This is a genomic window from Pseudoxanthomonas sp. JBR18 (assembly GCF_028198165.1).
Lineage (GTDB): Bacteria > Pseudomonadota > Gammaproteobacteria > Xanthomonadales > Xanthomonadaceae > Pseudoxanthomonas_A.
Map to the genome: position 1 here is coordinate 704,095 of NZ_CP116339.1, position 20,510 is coordinate 724,604.

The 20,510-nt window shown below is 68.7% G+C and carries 20 protein-coding genes; 5 read left to right on the forward strand and 15 right to left on the reverse strand.

The window, feature by feature from the left end; translation table 11 throughout:
* Positions 1–112 precede the first annotated feature (112 nt).
* The 6 genes from PJ250_RS03345 to PJ250_RS03370 form a co-directional block, all read right to left on the reverse strand.
* Positions 113–2,428, reverse strand: coding sequence for a TonB-dependent receptor (locus tag PJ250_RS03345; RefSeq protein ID WP_271647136.1), 2,316 nt, complete (start codon positions 2,426–2,428; stop codon positions 113–115).
* Positions 2,429–2,569: 141 nt separating this feature from the next.
* Complete coding sequence (locus tag PJ250_RS03350; protein ID WP_271647137.1) at positions 2,570–3,667, reverse strand: purine-nucleoside phosphorylase; 1,098 nt, start codon at positions 3,665–3,667, stop codon at positions 2,570–2,572.
* A gap of 59 nt (positions 3,668–3,726) precedes the next feature.
* Positions 3,727–4,818: a nucleoside hydrolase gene (locus PJ250_RS03355; RefSeq protein WP_271648511.1), complete on the reverse strand. Its 1,092-nt coding sequence runs from the start codon at positions 4,816–4,818 to the stop codon at positions 3,727–3,729.
* A gap of 47 nt (positions 4,819–4,865) precedes the next feature.
* A complete protein-coding gene (locus PJ250_RS03360) occupies positions 4,866–6,416 on the reverse strand; it encodes an adenosine deaminase family protein (protein ID WP_271647138.1) in 1,551 nt (516 codons plus the stop codon).
* A 59-nt stretch (positions 6,417–6,475) separates the two neighbouring features.
* Positions 6,476–7,780, reverse strand: coding sequence for an NCS2 family permease (locus tag PJ250_RS03365; protein ID WP_271647139.1), 1,305 nt, complete (start codon positions 7,778–7,780; stop codon positions 6,476–6,478).
* A gap of 311 nt (positions 7,781–8,091) precedes the next feature.
* Complete coding sequence (locus PJ250_RS03370) at positions 8,092–9,126, reverse strand: MBL fold metallo-hydrolase (protein ID WP_271647140.1); 1,035 nt, start codon at positions 9,124–9,126, stop codon at positions 8,092–8,094.
* 137 nt (positions 9,127–9,263) lie between these two features.
* Between PJ250_RS03370 and PJ250_RS03375 the strand changes: the two genes are divergently transcribed.
* Positions 9,264–9,755: a methyltransferase family protein gene (locus PJ250_RS03375; RefSeq protein WP_271648512.1), complete on the forward strand. Its 492-nt coding sequence runs from the start codon at positions 9,264–9,266 to the stop codon at positions 9,753–9,755.
* 57 nt (positions 9,756–9,812) lie between these two features.
* Positions 9,813–10,424 (forward strand): dephospho-CoA kinase, encoded by a 612-nt coding sequence (gene coaE, locus PJ250_RS03380; RefSeq protein WP_271647141.1) that lies wholly within the window; start codon positions 9,813–9,815, stop codon positions 10,422–10,424.
* A 31-nt stretch (positions 10,425–10,455) separates the two neighbouring features.
* On the opposite strand, the gene PJ250_RS03385 is transcribed toward coaE, so the two are convergent.
* Positions 10,456–11,424, reverse strand: coding sequence for a Nudix family hydrolase (locus PJ250_RS03385; protein WP_271647142.1), 969 nt, complete (start codon positions 11,422–11,424; stop codon positions 10,456–10,458).
* 141 nt (positions 11,425–11,565) lie between these two features.
* On the reverse strand, positions 11,566–12,540 hold the full coding sequence (locus tag PJ250_RS03390; protein ID WP_271647143.1) for a helix-turn-helix transcriptional regulator: 975 nt from the start codon (positions 12,538–12,540) through the stop codon (positions 11,566–11,568).
* Positions 12,541–12,641: 101 nt separating this feature from the next.
* Between PJ250_RS03390 and PJ250_RS03395 the strand changes: the two genes are divergently transcribed.
* A complete protein-coding gene (locus PJ250_RS03395; protein WP_271647144.1) occupies positions 12,642–13,274 on the forward strand; it encodes a hypothetical protein in 633 nt (210 codons plus the stop codon).
* A 136-nt stretch (positions 13,275–13,410) separates the two neighbouring features.
* Positions 13,411–14,169, forward strand: coding sequence for a DUF481 domain-containing protein (locus PJ250_RS03400; RefSeq protein WP_271647145.1), 759 nt, complete (start codon positions 13,411–13,413; stop codon positions 14,167–14,169).
* A gap of 78 nt (positions 14,170–14,247) precedes the next feature.
* On the opposite strand, the gene PJ250_RS03405 is transcribed toward PJ250_RS03400, so the two are convergent.
* From PJ250_RS03405 to PJ250_RS03430, 6 genes are read right to left on the reverse strand one after another with little or no spacing between them, the layout of a single operon-like run.
* Complete coding sequence (locus tag PJ250_RS03405; RefSeq protein ID WP_271647146.1) at positions 14,248–14,712, reverse strand: methyltransferase family protein; 465 nt, start codon at positions 14,710–14,712, stop codon at positions 14,248–14,250.
* 21 nt (positions 14,713–14,733) lie between these two features.
* Positions 14,734–15,654 (reverse strand): hydroxymethylbilane synthase, encoded by a 921-nt coding sequence (gene hemC / locus PJ250_RS03410; protein ID WP_271647147.1) that lies wholly within the window; start codon positions 15,652–15,654, stop codon positions 14,734–14,736.
* A gap of 60 nt (positions 15,655–15,714) precedes the next feature.
* Positions 15,715–16,449: a LytR/AlgR family response regulator transcription factor gene (locus PJ250_RS03415; protein WP_271647148.1), complete on the reverse strand. Its 735-nt coding sequence runs from the start codon at positions 16,447–16,449 to the stop codon at positions 15,715–15,717.
* A gap of 7 nt (positions 16,450–16,456) precedes the next feature.
* Complete coding sequence (locus PJ250_RS03420) at positions 16,457–17,509, reverse strand: sensor histidine kinase (RefSeq protein ID WP_271647149.1); 1,053 nt, start codon at positions 17,507–17,509, stop codon at positions 16,457–16,459.
* A 3-nt stretch (positions 17,510–17,512) separates the two neighbouring features.
* Positions 17,513–18,172, reverse strand: coding sequence for an alpha/beta hydrolase (locus tag PJ250_RS03425; protein ID WP_271648513.1), 660 nt, complete (start codon positions 18,170–18,172; stop codon positions 17,513–17,515).
* A gap of 53 nt (positions 18,173–18,225) precedes the next feature.
* Positions 18,226–18,483: a rubredoxin gene (locus tag PJ250_RS03430; protein ID WP_271647150.1), complete on the reverse strand. Its 258-nt coding sequence runs from the start codon at positions 18,481–18,483 to the stop codon at positions 18,226–18,228.
* Here PJ250_RS03430 and thiE point away from each other — a divergent pair.
* Positions 18,482–19,102, forward strand: a complete 621-nt coding sequence (gene thiE, locus PJ250_RS03435) for a thiamine phosphate synthase (protein WP_271647151.1) — start codon at positions 18,482–18,484, stop codon at positions 19,100–19,102. The genes PJ250_RS03430 and thiE overlap by 2 nt on opposite strands.
* A gap of 138 nt (positions 19,103–19,240) precedes the next feature.
* Here the strand turns inward: thiE and PJ250_RS03440 are convergent, their stop codons facing one another.
* Positions 19,241–20,497 carry a dipeptidase gene (locus PJ250_RS03440; RefSeq protein WP_271647152.1) on the reverse strand — a complete coding sequence of 419 codons (1,257 nt, stop codon included), beginning with the start codon at positions 20,495–20,497 and terminating at the stop codon, positions 19,241–19,243.
* Between the last annotated feature and the right edge of the window lie 13 nt (positions 20,498–20,510).

Below are 20,510 nucleotides of genomic sequence, written 5' to 3' on the forward strand. Positions count from 1 at the left end.
CGGCAGGCATCGACGAGAAAGGCGCGCCACGTCCCGGAGACACCGGGCCGTGGCGGTGCAGGGTCCGGGCGGCGATCGAAGCCGCCACGCCGGGCCGTGCGGGACAACGGTCTTACAGGTCGAACGAACCGCCGAAGGTCACCATGACCGTGCGGTCCTGCAGCAGCTGCCAGGAGGCCGCCGCCGCGCTGGTGCTCAGCGAGGTCGTCGACGAATAGGTCAGCGCCTTGCGGTCGCCCAGGTTGTACAGGTTCACCTTCACGTACGGCTTGTGCAGGCCACCGAAGTCCTGGAAGTTGTAACCGCCGTTGAGGTTGACCACCGCGAAGCCACCGGCATCGGACCCGTCGTAGTTGAGGAACGTGCCCCAGATCTTGCTCTGCGCGTTGACGCTCAGGCTGGCCCAGAAGGCCGCATCGGTGAAGTTGACCGAGGCGTAGCCGACGTTCTTGGGGGCGTTGACCATGGTCTTGCCGTCGGTGGCATAGGTCGTGGTGCCCAGGGTGACGTCGCTCTTCATCTCGTTCTTGTTGTACGCATAGGACGCGTACACCGACCAGTTGTCGTCGAACTTGTAGCTCAGCTCGGTGTTGACGCCGCGCATCTGGGTGCTGCCCAGCTGGTAGTACACCGGCGCACGGGTCACCGGGTCCGAGCCGCTGAACTGCTTGTGGTCGAAGTTGGTCGCATACAGGTCGACCACCGCGCTCAGGCTGTCACCGTAGAAGCGCCAGCCGATGTCGGCGGTCAGCGACTGCTCCGGCTCGGCATCGCTGAGCGAGGGCTGGCCGCCGATGGCGTTGGCATAGGCGGCGTTCCAGAAGTCATACAGCGCCGAGGTATTGATCGGGGCGCGATAGGCCTGGCCGACGCCGGCGAAGAACTGGTTCTGCTCGTTGGCCTGGAACTTCACGCCCACCGACGGGGTGAACTTCTTGTAGGTGTGCGAGCCGGACGCATAGAGCGTGCTGGACGCGGGCGAGGTCAGGCTGATGCCGTTGTCCGCACCCGGCCAGGTCGAATACCAGCCTTCACGCTTGACCCAGGTGTAGGCGCCGCCGGCGGTGATGGTCCACTGGTCGTTGGGCGTCCAGGTATTGGTCGCGAACACGCGATAGGTCGGGGTCGTCGAGTAGAAGCGATACGCCACCCGCGGGGTGCCGTTGGCGTTGTGCGAGTAGTACTGGCTGTCGTGGCCCCAGATGTCAGCCGGATTGCCCTGATCGTCGGCCGGCAGATAGACGTTGGAGCCCTGCTGACGCGGGCGCTCGGCCAGGAAGCCGAACTCCAGGCTGTCGTTCATGCCGAAGTCCTGCTTGAACTTGACGTGGATGCCCGGGCGGTAGGTGTCGGAGGTGAAGAACACGTAGGTGTTGGCGAAGCCGTAGCTGCCACCGCCGTAGCCATAGACCATGTACGGTACGACCGACAGATGCAGGCTGTCGTTGAGGGTGAATTCCCCGTCCAGGCTGGCGATCCAGCTGCGGAACGGATTGACCTCGGTGCCCACCCAGTCGCCCGCATTGGCCGACTCGTAGGACTCGGTGTAGCCGTAGTGGTAACCGTTGGCGGCGATCTGCGCCTTGGTCAGGTTGCGGTAGTTGTTCTTGACCTCGCGGTTGTACTGCACCGAGCCGGTGATCGAATCGCCGTCGTCCATGGTCCACACCGACTTGGCGTCGATCTTGGTGACCTTGGACTGACCGGCACCGCGCCACAGGTCGGTCTGGTTGTTGGAGTAGGAGATCCACGAACGCACCGGGCCGGTGTCGCCGGTGTTGTAGCGCAGGAAGGTGCGCTTGTAGTTGTTGCTGCCGAAGCTCTGGCTGAAGTCCAGGCCGGCATCGTGGGTCGGATCGACGGTGACCCAGGCGATGTTGCCGCCGGCCGCGCCGATCACCGGCGAGGTCACGCTGGGGTAGCCCTGCTCGACGGTGATGTCGCCCATGTTCTCGGTGTCGCCGTACTCGGTGGCGTACATCTTGTAGTTGCCCGAGTCGTTGATCGGCACGCCGTTGACGGTCACACCGACTTCGTCGGCCGGGAAGCCACGCACGGTGAAGTTACCGTCGTTCAGGCCGGTCACGTCGTTGGTGGCCGAGACCGCGCCCGGGATGCTGGTCAGCATCTGAGTGAAGTTGGCGCCCGGCGCGGTCTTGAGGATGGCTTCGCGGCCGATGGTGGACACCGCCTTGGGCGCGTCCTGGATCTGCATGTTGCCGCCACCCAGCGACAGCGTGGTGCCGGAGACCTTCACCGTGTCCAGCTGGCGCGCGCGCTGGGTGGCATTGGAGTTGGTGGTGTTGGAGGTGGTGGTGACGCTGGAGCGCTGGGCGCTCTCGTCGCCCGTCGCTTCCTGGGCGAAGGCGACACCGGCGGTCGCATACAGCGCGGCCGTCACGGCGAGGGTCAGGATGCCTTTGTTCATGTGGGGATTGCCTGTGTGGGGAAGGGTTGGAGCGATGGAAATGTCGGCCTCCCGCCTGTCGCACCGGCGCTGCGTCCGGTGACTTCATGCGGTGCGCCCTGTGGGCCATTCCCTGGGCCAGAACTGCTGAAAACTCCTGCTTTACTTCGCCTGCGTGGCCGCGCCGGGCAGGACGTCGCGGTACTGGTCCCAGTGCCGCAGGAGCTGGTGCACCACCGGCACGCCCACGCGGTAGTTGGCTTCGTAGGCGGCGACCTGGCCGGGCGTCTCATCGCCGATGGTCGCCAGCGGATCCTGGCCCGGCGGTGGCATCGAGGGGTTGCTTGCGGTGCGCAGCACCAGGACACGCTGGGGATCGACCAGGCCCATCTGGCCGTAGCGCTTGATCCGCTGCGCGGCGTTCTGGCTTTCCATGTTGGTCATGGCAAAGCGCCCCTTGCCGCCGGTCCACAGCTTCACCCAGTCCTGCGCCCACTGGTTGCGCATGGAGCCATGCCAGTAGCGCTTGGAACCCAGGGTCTCGCCCAGGATCACGCGCGGCGGCCGCTGCGCGTTGGGGAAGCCCACCCAGGCCTTGCGCCGCGCAGCCAGCGCGGCGGTGTCGGGGATCTTCACGTCGCGGGTCAGGGCATAGGCCCACTGCACCAGCGCGGGGTTGAGCGTATAGGCCATGCCCAGCTGCTCGGGGGTTTCCACGCTGCCAAACCCGTTGGGGTCGGTGGGCAGGGCGTTGGGCTTCATCGCACCGATGGCGAACAGGCCATACGGCCAGTTCTTGGGAATCTGGCGGTCGTCGAACTCGCGCAACTGGTCGCCATTGACCACCCAGCGTGCCCACGCCGCGCTGCCAACCGAGACCAGGTTCGGGTCGCCACCGGAGATGCCGGTGAACAGCCAGTAGGTATGGGTGAGATCGAAGCGCGGGTCGATCACGAACGCGTCCATGTCCCCGAGCATCAGCCCGTACAGGCCATCGGCGTTGCGCCGGATCGGATGCTCGGCGCCGCGCACGGCGATGGTCTGGTCCAGATGCTCGCGCTCGACCCAGAACTGGTACTCGCCGGGCTTGTCGCCGGTGTCCTGGCCGTTCTCGAAGTTGGCGACCACCACCATCTTCACCGGGATGCGGGCGCTGGGTTGGACCTGCGCCGGCACCGGCGGCTCGGCGGCCTGGAGCAGCGGTGCGACCAACGCCAGGACAGCCATGGCCAGGCCACGGCGGAACATCGACCACGACATCGGAATTCCTGCAAAGCGAAGGGTGGACACGGGCGTGCCCAGAGAGGAGAGGACAAGACTCACGGCACCGCTGCTCCCACCGCCGGCGGCTGCGGCCGGGTGAGCAGGCGCGTCATCAAGGCCTCGAAGCGCGGCACGTCGATCTGGCGCACCACCGTCTCGCGCTGCTCGCCCAGGCCCGGCGCGTAGGGCGGGCTCCAGGACAGGATGTCGCCATAGCCGGGGCCGTGGTCGATGTTGGTGTCGACCATCAGCTGCTCGGATTCGGTGATCAGCGATGGGTCCAGCCACACCGCCACGGCCAGCTCGTCCCACAATGGGAAGCCGGTGGCGCGGCTCGCCAGGGCCTTGGCGATCGGCGTCTTTGCATCGCGCATGCGCGCCAGCAGGTCGGGCGTGACTTCGGTGGCGGTGGACGGATCGACCGGCACCATCACGATCTTCTTCCACGGCGCGCGCATCACGATGCTGGCCGCCTCCGGGTCGAAGCGGATGTTGAACTCGCGCCGCGGCGTGTTGACGAATTCGCGCGCGAACTGCCTGGCCGCCGCGCTGTCACGCGCCTGCCGTGGCTCCAGCGAGCCGCCCATGTACACCAGCTGCTTGGCCAGCGAGGCGAACTGCGGGTCCAGGCGCTGGGCCAGGGCCAGATTGGTCAGCGGCCCGGTGGCGATGATCGTGACCTGACCGGGATGGGCGTGGACCATGCGCAGCAGGAACATCGCCGCAGGTTCGGCGGCGGCCTTGACCACGCTCGGATTGCCCAGCTTCAGGTCCGGAACCACCTCCGGGCCGTGGTAGGCGGGGTCGCCCTGGAAGTTCGGCTCGACCCAGTGCTTCATCCACGCGCCCTTCCACACCAGCTTGCCGTACAGCGCTTCCCAGCGCTCGGTCTCGGTCTCGGTGTTGACCAGCGGATTGATCGCCCCCTGCACCGCCGGCACCTCGGGATGGCCGGTGATTTCCAGCATGCGCCGGGCATGGGCGGTGGCCTCGTTGGCCCAGACGTTGCCGCTGACGGTGGTCAGGCCCAACACCTGCACGTCCGGCGCTTGCAGCGCCATCACCTGGGCCGGGGCAAAGCCATCCAGGTCATCGTCCAGGATCACCAGCTGCTTGTCGCCCGCCCGCGCCGGCAGCGTGGCCAGCATGGAGAGCAGCCACAGCGCACCGGCAAGCAGGCCGTGGGGACGCCCCATCAGCGGGCCTCCCGCAGCTGCGCGGTCTCGAAGGCGGCCAGGTCGCGCTCCAGCTGCCACTGGCGGCGGGCCTTCTCGCTCTGCTTCAACAGCGCGGCGCAGCCTGCATCGGTGCGCCCGGCGGCCAGCGACGCCGCGCAGGCCTTGCCGGGCGTGCGGCCGTCGGCGGCCCACAGGCTCTGGCCGGGGATGAAGGCATAGGTCAGGCCGTTGCGCGCGATCTGCTTGAGCGTGGCGTAGTCCAGGCCCTGCTCGGTGACCGCACGCTGGTATTCGTGGGTCATGTCGCTGCGCGAGACGCCTTCGTCATCGGTGGACAGCACCACCGGCACGCCAGCATCCAGGTACATGTGCAGCGGATGCTCGGTGCCTTTCACGCCCAGGATCCCGTCGTTGCTGGACAGGTTGATCTCCACCGCGACATGCCGGTCCCTCATCTCCCGCAGCAGGCCGGCGGCATCATCCTCGTAGCCGATGTCCACGCCGTGACCGATGCGCCGGGCGCCCGCGTCGACGGCATCGCGGATGTGGAAACGCAGGTCCGCCGGCGGCACCAGGCCCAGGGTCAGCTCACCGGCATGCAGGGTCAGCGGCACCTGCGGGTAAGGCCCGGACAGGAACCGGAACATGTCCATGTGCAGCCGGTAGTCGCGTAGCGCGACCGGGTTGTCCTCGGGCGCGACGATGTTGAGCGCGGCAAAACGCTGCGGGTCGGCCTGGACCAGCGCGTAGCCCATGACCATCTGGCCGAACACCACCGGCGGTGGCAGCACGCGCAGCACGTAGGGCTGGTAGCGGTAGCCGACCTGGCAGCCCGGACTGGCATCGGCCTGGCCGCAGCGCAGGAGTTGGCGCACGCGCGCATCGAGTTCGGCGAAGGAGGCCCGCGCCTGTTCCACCAGCGCCGGCAGCTCGGCCTGCAGCGGCGCCAGGTCGGCGGCGAAATCCTGGCCGTTCCAGGCCAGTGCGCCGGCCTTGGCGCCCAAGGTCTTGGACTGCGCGGGATTGGCGATGAGCTCCACATACGACACGTGGTCGCGCGCGGCCTGTTCCAGGGTCACGGCCACCGCCTCGGCACGACGATCTTCCAGCCCACTGAAGCGCCCGAAGGTGCTGAAGAACTGGTCGTGTCCCGAGGCCGCCGGATGGCCGGGGATGTAGTTGCGCATCGACAGCGCGTCGACCGTCTCGGCATAGAAGGCCGGGTCACGCGCGTCCAGGCCCTTGGCCGGCACCTGGCCGTCGCCGCACGGCGGCATCACCAGCGCGTGGTCGGCCACGCTGATGCAGGCATCGTCCTGCGCGGCCCACTTGAGGAAGTCCTCGGCGTAGACGCTGCCACCCAGATGGTTGTGCAGGTCGCCGCCCTTGGGCATGGCCTGCAGGAAGGCGCGCAGCTGCGCGCCGTTGCCGGCGACCGCCTGCATCCGCGCGGCGACCTGTGCCTCGCGGGTGGACATCGCGCGGCTACCGTCGGCGGCCCACGCCGGGCCGGCCAGCACCGCGCCCAACACCACACCCCAGATTGCCTTGCTGCCTACCACGTGCATCCAGACCTCTTGAGTTTGCTTGCGAAAGAACCCACGCCCTCGGCGCGGGCACAGGTGCGCTACAGCGCGAAACGCAGGACGAACAGCGCGGCCACCACCCAGGTCGCCACATGCACGCCACGCCAGCGGCCGGTGCCCAGCTTTAGCAGCGCGTAGCTGACAAAGCCCAGGGCCAGGCCGTTGGCGATGGAATAGGTGAAGGGCATGGCCAGCGCCGCCAGACAGGCCGGCATCGCCTCAGTGACGTCGCCCCAGTCCAGGTCGATCAGCTCGCGCAGCATCAGGCCGGCGACGTAGATCAGCGCCGGGGCGGTCGCATACGCGGGCACCATGCCGGCCAGCGGCGAGAACAGCAGCGCCAGCAGGAACAGCGCGGCCACGGTCAGCGCGGTCAGGCCGGTGCGGCCGCCGGCCTGCACGCCGGCGGCGCTCTCCACGTAGGCGGTGGTGCTGGAGGTCCCAAGCAGCGAGCCGGCCAGGATGGCGGTGCTGTCGGCCACCAGCGCCCGGTCGAAATGCCGACGCTGCTCCGGCCTTTCTAGCAGGCCCGCACGCTGGGCCACGCCGGCCAGGGTGCCGGTGGCATCGAACATTTCCACCAGCAGGAACACCAGCAGCACGTGCAGCAGTGCGAGCACGCCGCCGTGCTGGGTCAGCGCGCCGGCGATGTCCAGCTTGAACAGGGTCGGAGCCAGGCTCGGCGGCAGCGAGATCATGCCGGCGTAGTGCACCTTGCCCAGGGCCAGGCCGGCGCCGGTGACCGCCAGGATGCCAATCAGGATCGCGCCGCGCACGCGCAGCGCATCCAGCACGCCGATCAGGATCAGCCCGGCCAGTGCCAGCAACGGCTCGGCCTGGTGCAGGTCGCCCAGCGTGACCAGAGTGGCCGGACTGTCGACGACCAGTCCCGCCCCCTGCAGGCCGATGAAGGCCAGGAACAGCCCGATGCCGGCAGCGATGCCGCTGCGCAGCGACACCGGGATGCCATCCACCAGCCAGCGCCGCGCCCCGGTCAGGGTGAGCAGCACGAACACGCAGCCGGAGATGAAGACCAGGCCCAGCGCCTGCGGCCACGGATACCCCATCGCGCCGACCACCGAGAACGCGAAGAAGGCATTCAGGCCCATGCCCGGGGCCAGGCCGATCGGCCAGTTGGCCAGCAGGCCCATCAGTGCCGAACCCAACGCCGCAGCCAGGCAGGTGGCGACGAACACCGCCCCCTTGTCCATGCCGGCCGCGCCCAGGATGTCCGGGTTGACGAAGACGATGTAGGCCATCGTCAAGAAGGTGGTGAAGCCAGCCAGCAGTTCGGTGCGGACCGAGCTGCCATGGGCGGCGGGGGCGAAACCGGACCAGCGGGTCATGCGACCCAGCCCTGGCGGCGGCGCACGGAGGTACGGAAGGGAGGGAATGCGGCGGGTGCGTCGGGCATGCAAGGGGTCCGGGCAGACAACGGCAATCAGGGCGCCAGCGCCTCGTTGTCTGCGGGACGTGTCCGTCATCGCCTGGCGCGCTGTCCCTGTCGCGTCCCGGCCGTCCGTCCCGCGTGTGCTCAACGAATGCTGCACAGCAGCACAGCGTTTTCACACTTTACTTACGAAAATGCAAGTTACCCGTACCGTTTTTCGTGTGTCAGCATCGACACATTCACAGCCAACCGCCGCAAGGCGCGCCGTCAGGGCATTTCGACCTGCTGGCCCTGGGTGGGCAGGATGAAGTGCACGCCGAGCCGATTGCCCGCCTGCAGCTGCGCGGCGATCTGGCTGCGTGGATCGCGCCCGGCCTTCAGGCTGGGCTTGGTGTGTCCGACCAGCACCTTCAGGCCCTTGAGCGCCTCCGGATCACTGCTCGCCTCGGCCAGGGCTCCCAGCTCGCGTTCCAGCCAGGCCGGAGTGAGATGGCCGAACAGCTGCGCATCGGTCACCTCATTGGGATAGGACGCCTCGATCAGCAAGCCCTTGAGCGCGTGGCGTCGCACCAGCGGGGCCAGCGCCTGCCAGATATCGGCCAGGTGATGACCGCCGCCGGACAAGGCATCCGGCCCGGTGTCGCCGAAGTAGGCGAAATACGCATCGCCATGGCGCAGCAGGATCATCGAGGAGGTGATCCGGTCGTGCCACAGCGGATAGACCTGGGCCGAAAGTGTGGTGTCGGGAATGTCGAACCACTGCCCGGGCGCGGTCTCGGTGAGCCGATAGCGTCCCAGGGCCGGCTTGGCCCCGCGATCGCCGAAATTGGGCCAGGCCTGCCAGTTGAAGTAGTCATCGCTGAGCACCTGCAGGGTCGAGGGCAGGCCGTAGACCGGCTTGTGCCCAGTGTCGTCGGTGGCGGCGATGAGCAGGCCGGCGACATGGTCCAGATGGGCGTGACTGATGAAATAGCCGGCGATCAGGTCGTGGAACACATGCCCCTGCGCCGTGTCGCCTCCGGCCGGCCCGGCATCGGCGAAGGCCCCGCGCGCCAGCGCCCGGTCGATGCCCGGCAGCAGCGTGCCCGCATCCAGCGCCAGGTAGTGCGCATCGCCTTGGGCGCGGATCAGGTAGGAGGACAGGTTGCTGTCGTCCAGGCCGCCGCGCACGCCGAGTGCAACCAGTTCGAATCCGCCCGACGTCTCGGCGCGCGCCGGCGCCTGCGCGACGCATAGCGCCAGCCCGGTCGCCAGACAGCACGTGCCCAGCACGCTGACGAAACGGCGGACGAGGTGCGACATGACGCGACAACCGGCAGCAGGGGCTGTCCAGTGTAAGGGCGATAACCAGGCCGCCGGCCCGCGTGGTGCGCCATGCAGGCTAAGATGGCGCTTCAATGAAGCAGGGAAGACCGCAGGGCGTGCTGGAAGAACGGATGATGGAGCGGGCCGGTGCCCGGCGTGGGACGGCTCCCCTGCTGGTGCGTCTGACCTCGCCGCTGCATTTCATGGCCGCCTTTGGCGCCGCCGCATTGTTGCAGCGCGTGCTCTCGCTGCCCCTGCCCCGCGACCTGCCGCTGCTGGTCATGCAGTGGGCCGGCTCGCTGCTGGCCACCGCCGCGCTCGGCCTGGCCGTGGTCTGTTTCGTCCTGTTCGGGCTGCGCCGCACGACCATCCTGCCCGGCGGCCAGCCCTCTGGCCTGGTCCTGCGCGGTCCGTACCGCTTCAGCCGCAATCCGATGTACGTGGCCCTGGTCCTCAGCTACGTGGGCCTGGCCGGCTATCTGGTGGTGCCGTGGGCCTTGGCGCTGCTCCCGCTTCCGCTGCTGGCGCTGCAGCGCGTGCTGATCCCCTTCGAGGAAGCCCGCCTGCGTCGGGAGTTCGGCGCCGCCTACCTGCAGTACTGCGCGCGGGTGCGCCGCTGGCTGTAGGCAAGCAGGCCGCATCCGCCAGCCCCATCTCCATGCTGCGGCGGAGATAATGCCGACATGAGCCAAACCTGCATCGGCCTCACCGGCGGCATCGCCTCGGGCAAGAGCGCATTGGAGCGCGCGTTCGCCGCGCGCGGGATCTTCGTGGCCGACGCCGACCGCATCGCCCGCGAGGTGGTCGAACCCGGCACCCCGGCGCTGGCGGCCATCGCGGACCACTTCGGCAACACCGTGCTTGATAACCAGGGCCGCCTGGATCGGGCCGCAATGCGGCGCCGCGTCTTTGACGACGCGCAGGCGCGCCAGGCCCTGGAGGCCATCGTCCACCCCGCCGTGCGCGCCGGACTCCAGGCGCAGTGCCACGCGGCCGCCGGCCCCTATGCGGTGGCGATGATCCCGCTGTTGGCCGAAGGCGGCGGACGCACGCGCTATCCCTGGCTGCATCGGATCTGCGTGGTGACCGCGCCGCTGGACGTACGCATGGCGCGCTTGCTGGCCCGCGACGGGATCGACGAAGCGCTGGCCACGCGGATGATCCAGGCCCAGGCCAGCGACGCACAGCGGCTGGAGATCGCCGATGACATCGTCCGCAATGACGGGGACCTGGACGAGCTCGACCAGGCGGTGACCGAACTGGATGCGCGTTACCGGATGATGGCCGCCGCGTAGGCGTGCGCCGGGCGCCCAGCGCCTTCCGTGACTAGGCCTGCGCCGGCCACAGGCCGCGCATCGCGGCCACGCCCTGGGCGCCGTGCTGGCGCGCGATACCGATATCGTCCACGCCCAGGCCGCCGGTCGCGTAGATCGGCAGGGCCACGCGCTCGCGCATCCGCGTAAAGCCGGCCCAGTCCAGCGTCGGACGCTCAGGATGGCCGGGCGTGGAGTGCAGGTCGCCGAGAGTGACGAAGTCGCAGCCCAGCGCCTCGGCCTGCTCCAGTTCGGCCAGCGAATGGCACGAGGCCGCCAGCGGGACGCCGCCCGGCAGCGGGCGCGCACTCAGCCGGGCGAGTTGTTCGCCGCGCAGGTGCAGGCCAGCGCCCAGCTCCCGCGCCAGCTTGGCGGTGCTGTTGACCAGCACCTCGGCACCGGCCCGCCGGCACAGGGCCACGGCCTGCGCGGCCAGCGCCGGCCACGCCGGATCGGCTTCCATCGAACGCGCACGCAGCTGCACGCGGCCGATGCCCTGGGCCAGCGCGACCTCCAGCGTGGCCAGCCAGGCCGCGTGGTCGGCACCCGGCTCGGGCGTGACCAGATAGCGGTCCGGCTGCTGCAGGACGGCCACCACCGGCTTGTCGGCGGCGGGCATGGGATAGCGGGTCAGCTTGTCCTGCGCGACCCAGGCCAGCGCCTGGCCCTCGACCCCGCGCGGGACGCCTTTCCACGAGGTCACCCGGCGCACGTCCAGCAGCAGCGACTTGTCGGGATAAAGGTGCGGTACGCGCATGATCGGCGCGCCGACCTGCACGGTGATGCCCAGCTCCTCCTGCAACTCGCGGATCAGCGTGTCTTCCGGCGTCTCGCCCGGCTCGCGCTTGCCGCCGGGGAACTCCCACAAGCCGGCCAGGTCGCGCCCGTCACCGCGACGGGCCAGCAGCAGGCGTCCGCGCGCATCGGTGATGGCGGCGGCGACGACATGAATGGAGCGCGACGGTCTGGGTTCGGTGGACACGGTGGGACGTTGCTCGGTGGGGAGAGGACAGGCCGCAGTCATGCCCCGGCGCCATCGGACGGCATGGCACGCGGGTGAGACAGGGCGACGACAGGCCCATGGTAACGGACGCCGGTTCCGGCACCGGCGCCGCGCCGGCGGTCAGCTGCCGCTGGCGTAATTGGTCAGGGCCAGTTCCAGCAGCGACTTGGCCTGCTCGCGCAGCATTGGCGGGCTGACGATCTCGGCATCCGAACCGTAATGCAGCACGTCCATCAGCAGCTCGCGCGAGGCGCTGTAGGGCACCTTCAACTCGTAGCGCCCGTCGGCCAGGAAGCGCCCTTCCTGGCGCGCATGCCATTGCTCGTCGGCGACCCAGCGCGCGGCCTTGGGGCTGAAGACGATGGTCGCCCAGCCCTTGGGTTCGCCGGAAAAGATGCCGTAGCTGGAGGCCAGGTGCTGGCTGAGCTCGTCCTTGCCCATCTCGCGCGCGACCTCGTCCAGCGCGCGGGCGTTGTTGATGCGATCCACCGCGAAGCTGCGCAGCGCCTCGCGCCCGTGGTCCCAGGCATCCAGATACCAGTTGTCACGATAGTGGGTGATGCGCTGGGGCGAGACGATGCGTCGGGTGCGCTCGTCGGTGGAGCGGGCGCGATACTCGAAGCTCAACTGACGCCGTTCCAGCACGGTGCTGGCCACGCAGCGGAAGGCGGCCTCGTCCAGCTTGCGCCCGCGATGTGGGATCACCCGCACCCGCTCCACCGGCCAGCGCTCGGCGCCGGCATGGTCGGCCAGCAGGCCCTCCAGGCGCTTCTGCAAGGGTGCCAGCGCGCCGGCGAGCACGCCGCCACCGGTGCGCAGCAGCAGCTGCTGCGAGGCGACCAGGGCGTAGAGCTCATCGGAACTGAGCCACAACCCGGGCAGTTCGAAACGATCACTCTCGCCGGCCGCATAACGGAACCCAGCCTCGCCATCGCCCTCCACCGGCGCCATCAGCGCATCGCGCAGATAGGCGAGGTCGCGGTAGACGGTGGCGCGCGAGCACCCCAGTTCGTCCTGCAGGCGCTTGACGGTGACCGGGTAGCGCGCCCCCTTGAGGATGCGATGCAGCGCGGTGATGCGTTCGATCTTGTCCATGCCCGGGATTATGGCCGAGCGCGGCGTGAATGCATCGGCCGACGTTCACCGCGCAAGACGCAAAATGGCGCGGGCGCCCTTGCCCCCACCGGAGTTCCGTCATGCGTTCCGCCGTCCTGCCCCTCCTGGCTTGCCTGCTGCTGGGCGCCTGCCAGGATGCCTCCCAGCGTCCCGAGCCCACCTCCGGGCCGGGCCAGGCAACAGGCGCGGGCCAGGACACCGCCCTGGCGCGGGTGGAGCAGTCGATGGAAGCCTTCATGGACGCCCGCAGCTTCCACGCCGAGATGACCCTGGAGGGCGCGCGCGAGACGGTCAATGCGCTGGACTTCGTGGCCCCCGACCGCTATCGCATGACCATGCCCATGGGGACCCAGGTCATCATCGGTGACGTGCTGTACCTGCAGTCGCAGGGCCAGACCCGCAAGATGCAGTTGCCCGAAGGCACCGTGGCGCAATGGCGCGACCCGATGCGGCTGCACGACCATCATGCCGAACTGGAGGTCCAGGCGCAGGGCAGCCAGACGCTTGATGGCGTGCGTGCCCGCGAGTACCTCGTGCGCAATGGCCCGACCGACCAGCCGGTGACCTTCACCTACTGGATCGGTCCCGACGGTCTGCCCTTGCAGCTGCGCCATCAGGGCCAGTCGCAGGGGCAGCCTTATACGATGACCGTGCGTTACAGTCGTTTCAATGATCCGTCCATCGTGATCGACACGCCGGTCGCATCGGGATGATCCGGGCCTATTTCACGGCGATTCAAGTAGGAAAACCGAAGATGCGTCCGACAAGCCGGCTGAACACCGGCTTTTTTCGTCTTCGTTCTCCATGTATTCCCCCACTCAAGCATTCCCCACCCAAGGAGCCCTGACCATGCCCCACCGCCTCGTGCCTGCGCTGCTGCTGGCGATGATCGCCCCCCTGCCCGCCCTGGCCCAGACGGCCGCCGTGACCTCCAGCGTTCCCGCCGTGGGCGGCGGCAACGACACCGGCTGGGCCGGCACGGGCGAGCTGGGCTTTTCGATGTCGCGCGGCAACACCGAGAACGATTCGTTCGTGGGCAAGCTCAACTTCGCCTACAGCAGCTCTCAGTGGAAGCACTCCTTCGGCGCCAGCACCCAGTACGCCAAGGACGACGGCGAGGAAACCGCGCGCCGCTACGAGTTGTTCGACACCAGCGGCTTCCGCGTCTCCGACCGCAGCTACATCTGGGGCTCGGTGCGCAACGAGCGCGATCACTACACCAGCTACGAGTACCAGTGGTCGACCGCCATCGGTTATGGCTACGAGGCCATCAAGACCGACAAGCAGCACCTGACCCTGGAAGCCGGCCCGGGTTACCGCTGGTCCAAGGACCAGGGCGTGCAGGTTCACCATAACGAGGCCATCGCCCGCGGCCTGGCCGACTACAGCCTGCAACTCACGCCGACCACCTCGCTGGTGGACACCTTCCTGGTCGAGTCGGGCAGCGACAACACCTTCCTCAAGAATCTGTTTGGTCTGCAGGTGGCGATGACCGAGAAGCTCGCCCTCAAGGCCGGACTGGAAACCCGCCACAACACCGAAGTGGACGAAGGCACCAAGAAGACCGACAACCTCACCACGGTCAACATCGTCTACAACTTCAAGTAAGCCGCGCTAAGCGCGATCGGGAAGGCCGGCCGGGCAACCGCGCCGGCCTTCTTTTTTCCAGGTCCCATGGATCTCGGGCTAGAGCCAGCGACGCACGCGCTGGCGATACGCGGTGTAGGCCTCGCCGAAGCGCGCCTGCAGCGCACGCTCCTCCGGCACGATCTGCAGCCAGGTCAGCCACAGGACCTGCACCAGCAGCGCGGGCACCACCAGTCCGGTGCGCAGCCCGACGCCCCAGCCGGCCAGCACCAGCACCTGGCCCACGTACATCGGATTGCGGCTGCGTGCGTGCAGCCCCGTGGTGACCAGCGCACGGGCCGACTGCGGACGCATGGGATTGACCGTGGTCGCCGCGCGCCGGAAGCGGCGCTTGGGCGCCACATTCCAGTACCCCCCCCCCAGTGCGATCGCCGCCCCGATCCAAGGCGCGCCCGACCACGCGCTGGTCCAGTCCGGCCAGCGGCGAGCGGCCCACCACAGCCCGATGCCCAGCAACCCAAGCAGCACCGGGGGTGGCAACCGGGTTTCCAGCGCACGCGGCATCGTGACGGCGCGCCGGGACGCTCAGGCGTCCAGTTCGGCCAACAGCGCGTCGGCGCCGTTGGCCAGCAGCGCCTGGGCGACCTGATGGCCCAGATTCTCAGGCGACAGATCGCCCGAACTCGCTTCGGCCTTGACCAGCAGGCCGTGCGTGGCCGAACCAACCAGTCCGCGCAGCGTCATGCCGTCCACACCTTCTTCGGCGAACGCGCCCACCGGCACGTGGCAGCTGCCGTGCAGGGCGCGGTTCATGGCGCGCTCGGCTTCCACGCAGCGCCGGGTCGGGACATGGTCCAGTGCGGCGAACAGCGCCAGCACCTGCGGCGCATCGCTGCGGCATTCCACTGCGATCGCGCCCTGCGCTGGCGCCGGCAGCCACGCGGGCGCCGCCAGGCGCGCGGCGATGCGCGCTTCCAGGCTCAACCGTTGCAAGCCGGCGCAAGCCAGGATGATGGCGTCGTACTCCCCGGCATCGAGCTTGGCCAGGCGGGTATTGATGTTGCCGCGCAGGTCGGTCAACTGCAGGTCCGGACGCAGCGCCCGCAGCTGCGCCTGGCGACGCAACGAGGAGGTGCCCACGCGCGCACCGTGCGGCAGCGCGTCCAGCCGGCGGTAGGCGTTGGAGACGAAGGCATCGGCCGGATCGGCACGCGGCAGGATCGCCGGCAGCGCGAAGGGCCCGTCCAGCTCCATCGGCACATCCTTGAGCGAATGCACGGCGCAATCGGCACGGCCGTCGAGCATGGCCAGCTCCAGCTCCTTGAGGAACAGACCCTTGCCGCCGATGGCGGCCAACGACCGGTCCAGCACCTCGTCGCCGCGCGTGCTCATGGGCACCAGTTCGACGGCCAGACCAGGATGGGCCAGGCGTAATTGTTCGGCGACGTATTCGCTCTGCCACAGGGCGAGCGCGCTCTTTCGGGTGGCGATGCGCAGCGATCTCATCGGCGCATTATCGCCGCAACGCGAGGCTGCCAGGGGGGCCATCACTCATGCCGGGCGCCGCTAGAGCGTCTTGACGGTCTCGCGCAAGGCCGGCACACAGCGCCGGCTGACTTCCAGCGGTGCCGGCGCGTGGCGCAGGACGGCCTGCACCTTGCCATCGTCGACCCGACGCAGCTCCATCAGTTCGTGCCGCGCCACCAGGCAGTTACGGTGGATGCGCACGAAGCGACTGGCGAATTCCTCCTCCAGCGATTTGAGCGATTCCTCGATCAAATCCTCGCCGCGGGCGTGATGCACCACCACGTACTTTTCCTCGGCCTGCAGATAGTGGATCTCGTCCAGCGGGATCAGGCGCAGGCTGCCACGCAAGCGCGCGCACAGATGCGTGCGCGCCTGTTGGCTGGTGGGGGCGGGCGTGGACGCGCGGCCAGCCAGGAAGGTGCGGGCGCGCTCCAGCGCCGAGGCCAGGCGTTCGGCACGCACCGGCTTCATTAGGTAGTCGATGGCCGCGGCTTCGAACGCCGACAGCGCATGCGCGTCGTAGGCCGTGCAGAACACCACCGCCGGGCGCGGATCGAACGCGGCCAGATGCCGCGCCGCCTCCAGGCCATCCACGCCGGGCATGGAGATGTCCAGCAGCACCACATCCGGACGATGCTCGGCGCAGGCCTGCAGCGCGGCCAGGCCATCGCCGGCCTCGGCCACGATGGTCACATCGGGCTGACCCGCCAGCAGGCTACGCAGGCGCTCACGCGCCAGGGGCTCGTCGTCGGCGACCACCACGGTCAGGGGCATGCGCACCTCAGGCCAGGGGAATGGCGAGTTCGCAGGCATAGTAGCCCTGCGCCCAGAGCCCCGTCACCTGCGCACCGGCACCGAAGCGATAAGACAGGCGATGGGCGATGCTGCGCTGCGCGTGGCCAGCGCCGCGCCCCACCGCCAACGCGGGCGCAGCGGCGGGATCCGGTGCCGGGTTGCGGACCACGATACGCAGCATGCGGCCCTCCACCCGCAGCGCGATCTCGATCAAGCCACCGGCCGGCAAGCGCGAAATCCCGTGCAATACCGCGTTTTCCACCATGGGCTGCAGGACCAGACGCGGCAGCACCAAGTCCCAGGGCAGCGGCTCGGGTCGTTCCCAGGACACGCTCAGGCGTTCCCCAAGCCGCAGCGACTCGATCGACAAATAGCGCTCGGCCAGCTCGACCTCCTGGGCCAGGGTCGAGTTGTCCTCGCCCGCGCCGAGCGCGGCGCGGAACAGGTCGGACAGATCGAGCACCGCGCGCTCGGCCACCTGCGGCGCGCTATGCAGCAGGCTGGCGATGAGGTTCATGCTGTTGAACAGAAAGTGTGGGCGGATGCGTGCCTGCAGCGCATCGGCCTCGGCCCGGGCGCTGGCCGAGAGCTGCGCCGCCCAGCGGTCGCTGACGTAAAAGTAGCGCAGCGCCAGCGCGGTGATCAGCATGACGACCGCCGCACTGCCCAGCGTAAAGCGCCAGAAGCCCACGGCGCGCGCACCGATCTGCGCTCCGGTTGCGGTATACAGCGTGTAGAGCGCACAGGCCGAGAACATCGCCACAGCCCCGGCCACCAGCACCGCCGCCACGGCTCCAAGCCCCTGCGGCAGGCGCGACAGATGCGAGCGCAGCACGCACAGTAAGGCGGTGACCGCGATGGCCTGCCACAGCGCAAAGGCGCTGGCCGAAAGAAAATGCTCCAGCGTCCAATGGGGCGCGCCATCAGGCGACAGCCCCAACAGCACGATCACCAGTTCGGCCAGGCCCAGCATCACCATCAACCGCGGCAACGTGCACAGCTGCGGCAACCAGTCCTGCCCAGGCTCGGACGCGTCCATGCCTCAGCCCAGGCGCTGGGACATCCAGTCGCCGAGGTCACGGATCTCCTCGGCGCAGACCGAATGGGCCATCGGATAGCTGTGCCAGTCCACGGCGAACCCTGCGCCCTGCAGCGCCTGTGCGCTGCGGTGTCCGAACGCCTGCATCACCACCGGGTCCGCACTACCGTGCCCCATGAAGATTGGCTGGGCCTTGGCGGCTTCGGCCGCGAATCCAGCCAACTGGTCGGCGCCCGGCAGATAGGTGGACAATGCAATCAAGCCGGCCAGCGGCACACGGCGGCGCACGCCGGCGGCCAGGGTGATCGCCCCGCCCTGCGAGAAGCCCGCCAGCAGCACGTGGTCGGGCCCGATGCCGCGCTCGGCCTCGCGCGCCAGCAATGCCTCGACCTGGACGATGGATTCGTCCACGCCCGCCGCATCGGCCCGGTTGGCGAAGTCCATGCCAGCGATGTCGTACCAGGCGCGCATCGGCAAGCCATTGTTGATGGTGATCGGCCTCACCGGCGCATGCGGGAACACGAAGCGCAGCGCAGGCCAGCCAGGCCGCACCAGTTCGGGCACGATCGGGGCGAAGTCGTTGCCGTCGGCACCCAGGCCATGCAGCCACAACACGGTCCAGGTGGGATGGGCGCCGGTTTCCAGTTCGACGGCGTCGAGCAGCTCGGGCATGGTGTCCTCGGAGGTGTCGGGGAAAGGGGGACCAGCGCGCCGGCTCAGTCCATCTCCACCATTTCGAAATCGTCCTTGGTCACACCGCAATCCGGGCATGTCCAGGTGTCGGGAATGTCGTCCCAGCGCGTGCCGGGTGCGATGCCTTCCTCGGGAAGGCCATCGGCTTCGCGATAGATGAAGCCGCAGACCACGCACATCCAGTTGCGATAGGTGGTGTCGTCGGGTTCGCTCATCGGATAATCGCAGGACCTGGGCGCTCCATTGTCACACAGCCGCGCCCGCACCCCGGAAGCCGCCATGCCCTCCTCCGCCCCCCGTGGCCTGTACCTGATCACGCCCGACCTGGACGACACCACCCTGCTGACGCGCGTCCAGTCGCTGCTGGACAGCGGCGCTGTCACCTGGCTGCAGTACCGCAACAAGACAGCGGACACCGCCCAGCGCCAGCGCCAAGCGAACACGCTCCTGCCGCTGTGCCAGGCCGCCGGCGTCCCGCTGATCATCAACGACGATCCCGACCTGGCGCGGGCCATCGGCGCCGCCGGGCTGCATCGCGAGGACCTGGACACCCCGCTAGCCGACCTGCGTGACGCCCTAGGGCCGCAGGCGGTGCTCGGTGCCTCTTGCTACGACCAGCCCGAGCTGGCCGAGGCGGCGGTGCGCGAAGGCGCCAGCTACGTGAGCTTCGGTGCGTTCTTCGCCAGCCGCAGCAAACCGACCACGCACCGCGCTACACCCGCGGTCTTCGCCGCAACGCGTGATATGGGCGTCCCGCGCGTGGCCATCGGCGGGCTGACGCCAGACAACGCTGGGCCGGCCGTCGCGGCCGGCGCCGATCTTGTGGCCGCGATCGGCGGCGTCTTCAACGCACCGGACCCGGTGGCCACAGCGCGCGCGTTCCAGGCGCTGTTTGCCTAGAACGAACGTCGCCCGGCTTCAAGCCCTGCAGTGCCGGGCTTTCACCTAGCGAGGCGCGACACATCGCCCCCTTGGCCGTGGGGACCTGGCATTAGGCAACGAACATCGGCCCCTGCCCCAGGCCGATGCGCTACCGGCTTACTCCAGCGCCGCCTTCACCGCTTCCGGATCGGCCAGCGACTGCACCTTCTCGATCAGGCGTACCGTGTTGCCACCCAGGATCGCGGAGACCTGCGCGTCGTTGTAGCCCGCGTCCAGCAACGCCTGCACCACCTTGGGCAGTGCCGTGATGTCTTCGTAACCGACCACGCCGCCGCCGCCGTCCCAATCCGCGCCCAGACCGACGTGCTCCCAGCCGGCCACCTTGATGATATGCAGCAGGTGGCGCATGTAGTCGTCGAAGTTGGCCTTCTTGATGCCGTACTTCTCGTCCAGCGCGGCGATCTGGTCCATCGCCTGCTTGCGCGCGTCGGCATCGAGCCCGCGCCGACCGCCGAAGGACTGGTAGATCTTGCCCAGCTCGGCGCGATACGCCGGGGTGGCGCCGGTGTCGATGAGGTAGCCGCCCAGGGAGTTGACCTGAATCACGCCACCGTGCGCGGCCAGCACCTTCAGCCGCTTGTCGTCCAGGTTGCGCGGATGCGGGTAGACGTCCCAGGCGCCGCTGTGGGACAGAATGATCGGCGCCTTGGACAGGGCGATCATCTGGTCGAACACCTCCGGCGAGGCATGCGAGTGGTCCAGGATGATGCCGAGCTTGTTCGCTTCCACGATCATCTGCCGACCCTTGTCGGTCAGGCCCTCGCGCGCGGTCACCGCGCCCGGCGCGGTGCCTGCCGAATCGGCGAAGTCGTTGTGGCTGCCATGCACCAGCGAGAGCATGCGCAGGCCGGCCTTGTAGTAATAGCTCAGCAGGGTGGGATCGTGCGAGAGCGGATAGGCATTCTCCATGCTGATGTAGACCGACTTCTTGCCCTCGGCCTTGATCCGCGCCGCGTCGCCGGCCACGGTGGCCAATGCGAACTTGTCGGGGTTGGCCGCGACCATCTCGCGAATCTCGCCCAGGCGCTTGAGACCGAAGTCGCGCGCTCTGAGCTTGCCCATTTCATCCAGCGGCCCCTGCCCGGTGTAGACCACCCAGAAGCCGCCATCCAAGCCGCCTTCGACCATGCGCGGATAATCGATCTGGCTGCCGTCTTCGGCGCGACTGTGCCGGTCGGTGATCTTCCAGCCCGGCTGCCCGAACAGCGCCGGCGTATCCAGGTGGGTGTCCAGATTGATCGCGGCGGCCTGCAACTGGCGCGCGTGCTCGCCCACCACCACCTCACCGGCCTGCGCCGCAGTGCCTGACAGGCCGGACAGCAGAACCGCGGCCAGGAGCGTCTTTGTCTTCATCAATGCTTGCCTC

What these genes read in the sequence shown, in the direction of transcription:
- PJ250_RS03345 (WP_271647136.1), bottom strand. Translation starts at nt 2,428, where the DNA reads ATGAACAAAGGCATCCTGACCCTCGCCGTGACGGCCGCGCTGTATGCG.
- PJ250_RS03350 (WP_271647137.1), bottom strand. Translation starts at nt 3,667, where the DNA reads ATGTCGTGGTCGATGTTCCGCCGTGGCCTGGCCATGGCTGTCCTGGCG.
- PJ250_RS03355 (WP_271648511.1), bottom strand. Translation starts at nt 4,818, where the DNA reads ATGCTGGCCACGCTGCCGGCGCGGGCGGGCGACAAGCAGCTGGTGATC.
- PJ250_RS03360 (WP_271647138.1), bottom strand. Translation starts at nt 6,416, where the DNA reads ATGCACGTGGTAGGCAGCAAGGCAATCTGGGGTGTGGTGTTGGGCGCG.
- PJ250_RS03365 (WP_271647139.1), bottom strand. Translation starts at nt 7,780, where the DNA reads ATGACCCGCTGGTCCGGTTTCGCCCCCGCCGCCCATGGCAGCTCGGTC.
- PJ250_RS03370 (WP_271647140.1), bottom strand. Translation starts at nt 9,126, where the DNA reads ATGTCGCACCTCGTCCGCCGTTTCGTCAGCGTGCTGGGCACGTGCTGT.
- PJ250_RS03375 (WP_271648512.1), top strand. Translation starts at nt 9,264, where the DNA reads ATGGAGCGGGCCGGTGCCCGGCGTGGGACGGCTCCCCTGCTGGTGCGT.
- coaE (WP_271647141.1), top strand. Translation starts at nt 9,813, where the DNA reads ATGAGCCAAACCTGCATCGGCCTCACCGGCGGCATCGCCTCGGGCAAG.
- PJ250_RS03390 (WP_271647143.1), bottom strand. Translation starts at nt 12,540, where the DNA reads ATGGACAAGATCGAACGCATCACCGCGCTGCATCGCATCCTCAAGGGG.
- PJ250_RS03395 (WP_271647144.1), top strand. Translation starts at nt 12,642, where the DNA reads ATGCGTTCCGCCGTCCTGCCCCTCCTGGCTTGCCTGCTGCTGGGCGCC.
- PJ250_RS03400 (WP_271647145.1), top strand. Translation starts at nt 13,411, where the DNA reads ATGCCCCACCGCCTCGTGCCTGCGCTGCTGCTGGCGATGATCGCCCCC.
- PJ250_RS03405 (WP_271647146.1), bottom strand. Translation starts at nt 14,712, where the DNA reads ATGCCGCGTGCGCTGGAAACCCGGTTGCCACCCCCGGTGCTGCTTGGG.
- hemC (WP_271647147.1), bottom strand. Translation starts at nt 15,654, where the DNA reads ATGAGATCGCTGCGCATCGCCACCCGAAAGAGCGCGCTCGCCCTGTGG.
- PJ250_RS03415 (WP_271647148.1), bottom strand. Translation starts at nt 16,449, where the DNA reads ATGCCCCTGACCGTGGTGGTCGCCGACGACGAGCCCCTGGCGCGTGAG.
- PJ250_RS03420 (WP_271647149.1), bottom strand. Translation starts at nt 17,509, where the DNA reads ATGGACGCGTCCGAGCCTGGGCAGGACTGGTTGCCGCAGCTGTGCACG.
- thiE (WP_271647151.1), top strand. Translation starts at nt 18,482, where the DNA reads ATGCCCTCCTCCGCCCCCCGTGGCCTGTACCTGATCACGCCCGACCTG.
- PJ250_RS03430 (WP_271647150.1), bottom strand. Translation starts at nt 18,483, where the DNA reads ATGGCGGCTTCCGGGGTGCGGGCGCGGCTGTGTGACAATGGAGCGCCC.
- PJ250_RS03440 (WP_271647152.1), bottom strand. Translation starts at nt 20,497, where the DNA reads ATGAAGACAAAGACGCTCCTGGCCGCGGTTCTGCTGTCCGGCCTGTCA.